Source organism: Okeania sp. SIO2C2 (genome assembly GCF_010692625.1).
GTDB classification, from domain to species: domain Bacteria; phylum Cyanobacteriota; class Cyanobacteriia; order Cyanobacteriales; family Microcoleaceae; genus Okeania; species Okeania hirsuta.
In genome coordinates this window covers 1-10,385 of record NZ_JAAHGM010000117.1, presented here as the reverse complement: position 1 = coordinate 10,385, position 10,385 = coordinate 1, and the positions used below count along the sequence as shown (strand labels likewise).

At 37.9% G+C, this 10,385-nt stretch carries 6 protein-coding genes and 1 rRNA gene; 4 read left to right on the top strand and 3 right to left on the bottom strand.

Annotation, left to right across the window (positions count from 1 at the left end; translation table 11 throughout):
• Both F6K18_RS35240 and F6K18_RS35235 read left to right on the top strand, forming a co-directional pair.
• A partial coding sequence (locus F6K18_RS35240) for a HEAT repeat domain-containing protein (RefSeq protein WP_287527902.1) occupies positions 1–1,180 on the top strand: 1,180 nt, incomplete at its 5' end.
• A 367-nt stretch (positions 1,181–1,547) separates the two neighbouring features.
• The gene (locus F6K18_RS35235; protein ID WP_353735271.1) at positions 1,548–3,743 is read left to right on the top strand and encodes a DNA-binding protein; all 2,196 of its coding nucleotides are present in this window, start codon (positions 1,548–1,550) and stop codon (positions 3,741–3,743) included.
• A 742-nt stretch (positions 3,744–4,485) separates the two neighbouring features.
• Here F6K18_RS35235 and F6K18_RS35230 read toward each other — a convergent pair.
• Complete coding sequence (locus F6K18_RS35230; RefSeq protein WP_287527901.1) at positions 4,486–5,571, bottom strand: DUF1611 domain-containing protein; 1,086 nt, start codon at positions 5,569–5,571, stop codon at positions 4,486–4,488.
• 332 nt (positions 5,572–5,903) lie between these two features.
• On the opposite strand from F6K18_RS35230, the gene F6K18_RS35225 reads away from it, so the two are divergent.
• Positions 5,904–7,379 carry an alanine/glycine:cation symporter family protein gene (locus F6K18_RS35225; protein ID WP_287527898.1) on the top strand — a complete coding sequence of 492 codons (1,476 nt, stop codon included), beginning with the start codon at positions 5,904–5,906 and terminating at the stop codon, positions 7,377–7,379.
• Between the two features lie 646 nt (positions 7,380–8,025).
• Here the strand turns inward: F6K18_RS35225 and era are convergent.
• On the bottom strand, positions 8,026–8,958 hold the full coding sequence (gene era, locus F6K18_RS35220) for a GTPase Era (RefSeq protein ID WP_287527896.1): 933 nt from the start codon (positions 8,956–8,958) through the stop codon (positions 8,026–8,028).
• Between the two features lie 552 nt (positions 8,959–9,510).
• Between era and F6K18_RS35215 the strand changes: the two genes are divergently transcribed.
• Positions 9,511–9,972 (top strand): hypothetical protein, encoded by a 462-nt coding sequence (locus F6K18_RS35215; RefSeq protein ID WP_287527894.1) that lies wholly within the window; start codon positions 9,511–9,513, stop codon positions 9,970–9,972.
• A gap of 225 nt (positions 9,973–10,197) precedes the next feature.
• Here the strand turns inward: F6K18_RS35215 and F6K18_RS35210 are convergent.
• Positions 10,198–10,385: ribosomal RNA gene (locus tag F6K18_RS35210) — 23S ribosomal RNA — on the bottom strand; the annotation flags it as partial.

Here is a 10,385-nt window from a genome sequence, read left to right as displayed (position 1 = left end):
TTGTCGTTTATATGAAACAGATTTTGAGGCGCAAGCTCTGGAGATGTTGAAAAAGCGGGCAGATTTGATTGATAAGTGGCAGTTGCTGAAATATCGAGCAGAATTAGGGGAAAAGGATGAGGTAATTACAATATTGCTATCACAGCTAAAAGATGAAGACTCTGATGTCCATTGGAAGGTAAGCACAACTTTGGGCGATTTGAAAAACAACTCAGAAACTGTAGTTAATGCCCTACTTATTATGCTTCAAGATGATAATATTGATGTGTCTTCAAGTGCAGCCAATGCTTTGGGAAATTTGGTCAACAATTCAAAGATTGTAGTCAAAGCACTACTACTTTTGCTTCAGGATGATGATTCTGAGGTGCGTAAGAAAGCAGCTTATACTTTGACTTATTTGAGAAATAACCCAGAAATTGTAGTTAGTGCCCTACTTACTCTGCTTCAGGATGAGAATTCTATTGTGTGTGGGCACGCAGCTAATGCTTTAGGTAATTCAGGCAGCAATTTAAAAACTGTAGTCAAAACACTACTACTTCTACTTGAAGATAATCATTCTTTTGTGCGTAAAAATGCAGCCTACGCTTTGGGTAATTTAGGCAATAGTTCTGAGGCTGTAGTCAAAGCACTATTACCTCTGCTTCAAGATGAAGATTCTGATGTGCGTATTTTTGCAGCCAATACTCTGGGAAAATTAGGTAACAGTTCTGAAACTGTAGTCAAGGCACTATTACTTTTGCTTCAAGAGCAATCTCTTGGTGTGTCTGGGAGAGCAGCCTATACTTTGGGCAATTTGGGCAACAGCTCAGAAATTGTAATCAAAGGCTTACTAGCTCTGCTTCAGGATGAGCATTCTTTCGCGCGAGAGGGTGCAACCTATACTTTGGGTAATCTAGGTAGCAGTCTAGAAGAGGATTCTTTAGTGCGTGAAGGTGCAGCCTATGCTTTGGGAAAATTAGGTAACAGTTCTGAAACTGTAGTCAATGCCTTACTAATTCGGCTTCAGGATGAGAGTTCTAATTTGCGTTCGACGACAGCCAAAGCTCTAGGCAAACTCGGCCAAAAATCCAACAACATCCTCCCTGCTGTAATTCAATGGATTGAACAACATCAAGATTCAGAATATGTTGGCAGTGGTATTGATGCATTGTGGTATTTAGTTGTAGGTGAGGAAAGTTAAGACTATGAGACCGTCTGTCAAAATTCAATAGTTAGGCAGTGGGAGCATCTTGCTCCCGTTGTCGCATTCTGCCATACTTCATCTCAATCAGCTACACTACTAGCGGGCAAGATACCCAGACTACAGAAGATTAAGCATTAATATTTGTACTTCACAGGACTTACGCACGGACACTAAATTCAGTGAGGGTGAATGCCATTTGCCCCTACAGATGGCGTTTTCAAGGTGAATTTGCGTAAGTCCTACTTCATATATAGCAATGTGCGCTGGCTTATGTACAAATTACAAGAACTGTCCAATAGCTAAAAGTCTTATATTATCAGTTTTTTATTCCCCTTTTCCCTGTTTCCTGTTCCCTATTCCCTAATTGAAAATTTCAAGCTATACTGTAGACGAAAAAACACTCTTAGGAAATTTACCCTCACCCATGCAGTTGCAACGTCAGTTTAGTGGACAAATCGTCACATTAGACACCCAAAACTTGATTGGTGGGGGTGGGGAAGGTCGTATCTATCCTGTGCTACAAGACTCATCCTTAGTGGCCAAAATTTACCACAAACCCACAGATGAAGATGCTGATAAACTAACAGTGATGTTCTCTCATCCACCAGACACCCCAATAGCAGCCGGACATTCAGCGATCGCATGGCCTGTAGACCTACTACACACCCTCAACAGTAAACAGCAAATCATCGGTTTTCTCATGCCTCGTGTTTTTAGAGCAGAACCGATACACATATTCTATAATCCTAGAAACCGTAGGGAACAAAAACCCCTCTTCAACTATCGTTATCTTCACCGCACAGCTCGTAATTTAGTCGCAGCAGTTAATGCTCTACACAAAAGTGGATATGCAGTCGGCGATATCAATGAGTCAAATATGCTAGTGACAGATACTGCTTTAGTAACCCTAGTTGATACAGACTCATTTCAAGTGCGCGACCCCTACACTCTAGAAGTTTATCGTTGCCCAGTGGGAAAACCAGAATTTACTCCCCCAGAATTACAAGGTCAAAGTTTCCGGGAAGTCGATCGCCTACCAGAACATGATTTATTTGGGGTGGCGGTGTTAATATTTCAGGTGTTGATGGAGGGAACTCACCCGTTTGCTGGAGTTTATCAAGGTAGAGGTGAACCACCAAGTCTTGAAGCTCGAATTCAAGCAGGTCATTTTCCCTACAGTAAAAAGCGAGTTCCATATCGCCCAACCCCACTTGCGCCAGATTTTAAGATTTTGCATCCCAGCATACAACAATTATTTATTGATTGTTTTGAAAAAGGGCACAAACATCCTACGGAGCGCCCAGACACTAAAATTTGGTTGCAGGCACTACGAGAAGCAGAAGATAATTTGATAATTTGTCAAAAAAATCATCAACATTTATATGGTAATCATTTAAAATCTTGTCCGTGGTGCGATCGTACCAAAAAATTAAAAGGGCGCGACCCTTTCCCATCAAGGGAAGCAGTGCGAAATCAGAAACATCTGCAACCAGTTCAACCGAAACAACGAAAATTATTGTCGTTGAGGCCGCAAAAAACTACTACTACTCCCCGAAAACCAGCACCGCCAAAACCAATTATTATTAACAGAAAAATGGGTCAATATCAACCTTTATTAACACCTATTCTGACTAAAACTAAACCGCCATCATTACCAATAATTCCTTTACCAGGTGGTGGAAATGGTATTGCTGGTATTGCTAAAGATGCTATGTGGGGTAGCCTTTGGGGAGTATTGTGTGCAGCAGCAGTAGCAGGTTTAATATTAGGAACAATAAAAGGTAGCCTTGCAGTTTTTGGTGGTACGATCGTGGGAATGTTGTGGGGGGGGTTTTTCGCATTAGCTTGGCAATATATTATTCCTTTGGGATCGTCTGGTAGCAGTTTAGGTTTAACTGGAGCATTTTGGGGAGGGTTTATTGCAGTTGCTATTAGTGGTAGTATATATGGAATTAGTAATCGTCTGGAGTTATTTGGGCAAGCAGTTTTATTTGGAGGATTTCTAGGTACTATTTGGGGTAGTTTTTGGAGTGCTTTTAAACCACCTTTAACATTGCCTGTGCCTGGACGAGTTTGGGGAAGACGTGGTTTATTTTTAGGTGCTATTTGGGGTGCTTTTTTAGGAACAGTTATTGGGGCAATTTTAGCTGGTGTTTTTGTGTTTCAGGAAAGTATGAAAGAGAATAGTAATTCTTGGCTGGAGTTAGTATCAATATTCATAAGTAGTATGATTCCTGCAATAGGTGTAGGTGCAATGGGTGGTATTATCGGTGGTGCTGTTTTAGGACCAATTTTAGGAGCGCCAACTTTACCTTTATCAAATAAATTATCAGGGATTAGAGGTGCTTTTTTAGGTGGAATTTGGGGGTGTTTTTTAGGAGTAATTATTGGGGTAATTTTGGGTGGTATTTTACCGCAATTTGGGTCGATAGATTTAGTTAGAATTATGCGAGTTGATGAAGATTTTACTATTATACTTTCAACGATTTTTGGGGCTGGTTTGGGTGCAATTGCTGGCTGTTTCTCTGGGGCAGCTTGGGGAGGTATGGGGAAGTGGTAAAGAAAAGGAAGAAGGAAGAAGGAAGAAGGAAGAAGTAATAAACAAATTATGAAAAAAGGAGAAACAATGGAAATAAGTAGCTTATAGGATTGGATAAGTTCTTTTTAGACATAATTCTCAGCCTTTTTTTTTCTAGCATTCTTTTTTAAAATTGGTATAATATAACCAGCACTTACGCAAATTAACCTTTAAAACGCCATGTGTAGGGGAAGAATGATCATTTACCCTCTTTTGACTTTTAACTTCCACGTAGCAGCACTAGGCAATGTTTTTCCCACTGTTGCCTGTTACCGAATAATTAATAATTAATAATTAATAATTAGGACTTGCTGATTAAATATTAAAGCATTGACTGATATTGGTTTTAGCGTTTTTTGGTCTAAAAAAGTGCCAGCTTTTCAGCTCAAAAAGCCCAAAAAGCTAGTATTTTGGGACGATTATGGCAGAAAAATCACTCTTACAATTTTTCCGACTACCTCCTCTATAATTCCCCGTTCCTCCTGTCTCTTGTCTCCTGTCTCCTGTCTCCTACCCCTACTAAAAGACTTTTTCAGCAAACCCTAATTAAATAATTCGCGCCTTCCCCTTGAAGGGGAAAAAAGCGGTCTATCTTCGGAGCTTCCCGAAGGGTGGGATGGCGAGGTCTCGGAGCCATATCCAATCGACCAAGAGAAGAAATAATATTTCCTTATATTCAATTCCGTCACGGTTAAAACCCGAGGTAATTATTAATTATCCATTATCAATTAATGAACTGTTGCCTGTTGCCTACTATAACTGCATCCAATAATAGATCCGCACCAAAACGCACAGGGTCAGTGCAAGGCAAACCAGTCTCTATTTCCATTTGAGCGATCGCTTCTTTAGCCGTCACTTCATCTAAATGAAAAGTATTCATAGCAATACCAATAACTCGCACTGCTTCCATAGCGCCACCAGCAGCGACTACCATCTCATAGAACTCAATTACTTTAGGTAACGGTGGAATCAAAACACTGGGATGATTGCGAATATGAGTTTGATTAGCACGATGCACCAAGATTAAATCCGTGGGTTGAGTACCGCGCAATAGTGGGAGGGTAGCAGTAGAACCTGGATGCAATAGAGAACCTTGGCCTTCAATAATCAGTAAGTCGTGGGTCTTACCAAACTGCATAATCATTTGTTCCACTGCTCCAGCAGCAAAGTCAACTCGCACTGCATCTAAGGCAATACCATTGCCAGCAATCATTAAACCTGCTTGTCCTGTGGCGAGAAATTTAGAGTTTAAACCTCGGCGTTGAGCTGTGGCATTGAGTTCTAAACTGGTAGACATTTTACCGATAGCCATATCAGTACCCACTGTTAAGACTCGGCGACAAGAAAGTGTTCTAGCTTTCCCGCTGGCAATAGTTAATCCTTGAGGTTCCTGACGCACATCCCATATCCATTGCGTAGGTCGCAATAGTGGTTGAATTTCTGGATGATTTGCCAGAAAGCTATGCAAACCGTTGACTACTGATAACCCAGAAGTAACTGCTTGTTTGATTTCTCCAAACCATTCATCAGGTAAAGCACCGCCGGAAGGAGCAATACCAATGACTAATACTTCTGGGTCAAAAGCGATCGCTTCGGCAACAGAAGCAACTATTGGTATATCGCGGGGAATTTTAGTAAGTTCGGGTAATGATTTTCCCGCACATTGACGATCGATGACGGCAACAATTTCTGCTTGACTATAACGTAGTAGTGACAAGCCAGTTTTGCCTGATGTACCCTGGATGCCATTGTGTAGGAGAATTGCTATTTTACTATTTTGAATTTTTGATTGTGTATTTTCTGTAGTCATGATTTTTTAACGAATAAATTTCTTTTGTAAGTACAAGTAATAGTTAATAATGAACCTAGTATAAAAATAGAGTTCCTTTTCTAACTTAAAATCTGTAAAGGTAATTTACAAATCTCTGTATAACCTTAACTATAAGATTTAGTTTAAACTAGCATTCATTGAAAATTGTGTAATAATTTGTTAAAAGTATATTTTTAATCAATGTTCTTGACTGTAGGTTTAAAAATAATAAACCCATGAGTATATATTAATGATATCTAATGATATCTATTATTATTTTGCTCATTAGAGATAATTAAATACAAAATTTTCCTCAAAAATTAGTCAAAAGTATGCTGTTGTCCATAATATTTATTACTACAGTAAATTTTACTGCCTTAGCTGTCACAAAGATCGAAAATACTAATATTTTTAGTGCTGTTGATGGGATTTTTCAAAAGTTAGTAGTCATCCTAGAAAAAATTATCTTTTTTGATATTGCTGGTTTTCCACTAATTGTATTGTGGCTAATTTTAGGAGAAATTTTACTAACATTTCGTATGGGGTTTATTAATATTCGAGGTTTTAAACACGCTATTGATATCGTGAGAGGAAAATATGATTCCCCAGAAGATGAAGGAGAAGTTACTCACTTCCAAGCTCTTGCCACAGCTATTTCTGGCACAGTGGGTATAGGGAATGTGGCAGGTGTAGCGATCGCTATCCAATTAGGCGGGCCTGGTGCAGTATTTTGGATGACTATTGGTGGGTTATTTGGTATGACCGGCAAATTTACAGAATGTACTCTCGGTCTGAAATACCGAAAAATCTACTCAGATGGTTCTATAGCTGGAGGCCCAATGTATTATTTATCCAAAGGTCTGGCTAATATGGGATTGCGTGCAATGGGGCAAGGAATGGCCACTTTATTTGCATTCTTCTGCGGACTATCTACCCTAGTTGGTGCTAGCATTTTCCAAACTAATCAGTCTTACATCGCCGTTTCTAATGTTATACCTGGGTTATCAAATTGGGTTTATGGTGCGATCGTGGCAATATTAGTAGCGATCGTCATTCTGGGTGGAATGAAACGTATTGGTACAGTTGCTGGTAGTTTAGTACCAACAATGGCAGTTATTTATATTGTTGCTTGTCTGTGGATTTTAGGTATTAATTTTACAGAAATTCTGCCAGCTTTTGGTAAAATTTTCACTGAAGCTTTTTCTCCTTCAGCAGTTGTTGCTGGTGGTTTTGTCACAACATTTTCTATAGGGTTAAGACGATCCGCTTATTCTAATGAAGCAGGATTGGGTACTGCATCTATTCCCCATGCTTCGGCTAAAACTAATGAACCAATTCGAGAAGGAATAGTGGCTTTATTAGAACCATTTATTGATACAGTTATTATCTGTAATATGACAGCTTTAGTAATTGTAATTACAGGAGTTTATCAAGATTCTCGGGAAGGAATTGATGGAGTAAAAATGACTGCTGATGCTTTTGCTTCAGTGTTTAGTTGGTTCCCTTATGTATTGGCTTTTGCTGTTTTCTTATTTGCTTTTTCAACTATGATTGGTACTGCTTATCAAGGAATAATTTCTTGGAACTATTTGTTTGGCAGTCAGACAACTATTATTCCTAAAATAATCTATATTTTGGGTGTAATAATTGGTGCTAATGTTAGTGTTGGTGCTGCTTTATATTTTACGGATATGATGCTTTTAGCTATGGCTTTTCCTAATTTAATTGGTTGCTATTTAATGTCAGGTGAAGTTGCATCCGATCTAAAAAATTATAGGCGTTGCATAAATGCAGAATGTAGGTTTTAATAGTTTTGTGGAATGGTCATCTTGCCCGTTCCTTATATTTTCACCGCAGGCAGGATACCTACCCCACTTATATTCATCCCGCCCCTTAGCAATGCCAAAATTATATGCTTAGTTTGCAGTCAGAAGCAATTTCAACAATTAATAATTAATAATTAACAATTACCTCTCCTTGAAAAGAAGAGGATTGACTCAAAGGAAAATTTTTTCTCTCTTGGTCCATTGGATATGGTTAGGAAACCCATCCATCCCTCGACCGCTTGTTTCTCCTTTAAAGGAAAGGCTTTAAACCTTAATTATTCGGCAATAAATATAGATATAAATAATGAAATCCATCATTAATTAATGCCTATTCTTACCATTTTTACGGATATTTTCCGATTTAAATTTTGGTAATAATTCAGGTGAGAGCGATCGCCTGATATTATTTATTTTATTTGACCTTAACAAATTCATAGTCTAATTGAGCAATGCCAATTCTTTATATCTTTAGAATATAAACTAATATACTTTTATTTGAGAGTGCAATATCATATCTTGATAATTAGTGATAAAAAAACCTTCTCTTTCTTCTTCTTTTCTCCCTCCTGACTCCTGACTCCTTAAGCCATTTATTTAAACTGTTCAACCGGACATGATATAATTTCTTTTATTCCTCAACTTGATACCCCAACTCTTCTAATTGAATCCGAGACTGTCGCCATTTAGATTGAACCTTGACAAATAATTCCAAATACACCTTACCAGCAATTAACTTTTGAATTTGTTGACGTGCTGCACTACCAATAGTCTTTAACATACTCCCGCCTTTACCTATAATAATTCCTTTCTGAGATGAGCGTTCAACATGAATAGTAGCAAGAATACGAGTAATAGTTTTTTCCTCTTCTACTCTATCAATAGCGATCGCTACTGAGTGGGGTACTTCTTCGCGAGTCAACAGTAAGATTTGCTCTCGGATCAATTCCCCCATAATAAAACGTTCTGGTTGGTCTGTTACTAAGTCAGGAGGATAATAATAAGGTCCAGCTTCAAGATGTTTAATCAACAAATCTTGTAGTCCTTCTACTCCTTCTCCTGTAAGAGCAGAAAATTTCACTATTTGCCAGGGGTGAGGAGCGATAGATTGATGATAACTAGCTTCTATTTCCCGATCATCTTGAGGTTGTAAGTCTAATTTATTCAAACCTAAAATCACAGGAGTATCTGTTTTGTTGAGTAAATCTATAATATATCGATCGCCCCCACCAGCTATTACTGACCCATCCACTACCAGCAACACTACATCCACAGATTGGATTGCTATTTTAGCATTTTGAACTAATACCTTGCCCAATTGGTGATGAGGTTTATGAATACCAGGAGTATCAACAAAAATCATCTGCGCTGCTTCTGTAGTCAAAATACCACGCAGACGATTACGAGTAGTTTGAGCAACTGGGGAAGTAATAGCAATTTTTTGCCCTACCAGTTGATTCATTAGAGTAGATTTGCCAACATTAGGCCGTCCTATTATACCAACAAATCCAGATTTATATCCCGCAGGTGCTACGGGAATTATCATACTTGTGGACAATTCCATTTTTGTATTTTTTTAATTTTATATGCTTCAAAAATAACAACTTATTAAGTAAAAATTCTTTGATATCAACTGATAGATACTATACATTTTTCTTGTGTTTATCAGAATATTATCAAAATACAAGGATTAAAGTATATTATGTTGTGTGAGTCTGAAGTGACTCATCATCAGTAAAATATTAACTTCAGTGCTTACATTAATTTAATTCATGTAGTAGTACAAAGCTGAATAATTATAGCAGTCGAAGGAAAGGTGAAAACATCTCAAAAGCTGAAAACTCACACAAAGCTAGATTTTTTATTCTGCCTTCTGCGATAACAGATATCTTACTTTATTAAGATATGCTGTTGAATTTTACAGTATTTTGTAGAGTCTGATAATTTTGCCTTGTTTAATGTTCGCCAGTTACTTTTGACTTCTCTTGATTTAAAGAAGTTAATTTATTTAGGTGATCGAAAACATCAAGGGCAGAAACTTTAGAAACTTTAAAGATTTGCCAAACTAACTTGTTAGTTGATATCTGATTAAATAGATCTAGAACTAGGAAAAAAAATGAAAAAATTTTCTACATTATTAGGAAGTGTTTGTGCTTTAGTAGTTGCAAATTTACCTCTACCAGCTTTGGCAATACCATCTGATTTCGATTACAAATCTGGTAAGGAAGAGTATCATCCATTACCAGATTTGTCTATTCCTTACAGAACTTTACCCAGAAAATTTGATTTTCCAATTATTACTGAAATTGATGTTGATGACAGTATCAGTACAGATGCTCCAATAACTGATGCTTTTGTTAACAACCTACCTCCTATACCCACTGGCATTACTTTAGATGAACTGTTGCGTTACAGAGCAGAGTATACTGCTTCTATAGAAGCTTGGGGAGAAGAGGTTACAGAATGTCTGAATAAAAAACCACGATTGTTGAGAGTTAGCACAGGCAACCCAGTTATTATTAATGGAGTAGAAGGAACAATCGTTCTAAATGCTAACAATCGTGCTGTTTGTCGGTAACAAATAATGAATAATTACCTCTTCTTTTCAAGGAGAGGATTGACTCAAAAGAAAATTTTTTCTTGAAAGGTGAGGCTTTAAATCTTAATTATTCGGTAATGCAAAAAAGAAAGCTTGGCTCTAAATGAAATGAATAGAAACAAGCTTTCTTTATTTTTTTACTTTTTAAAGACAATGTCTAGAAACAAAGAAGGCTGCATAGTCAGAAGTAAGAAGTGAAGTGATGAGGTCAAGTCCTCGGTCTGTTAGTGTGTCTAGGCTGCATACATTACTGCATTTCCACCGAACACCTATTAACGGGTAGTCTTCCCGTGACCTTACCTACTTAAAGTAGTGAGAGCACTCATCTTGAGGTGGGCTTCCCACTTAGATGCTTTCAGCGGTTATCCGCTCCGCACTTGGCTACCCTGCGT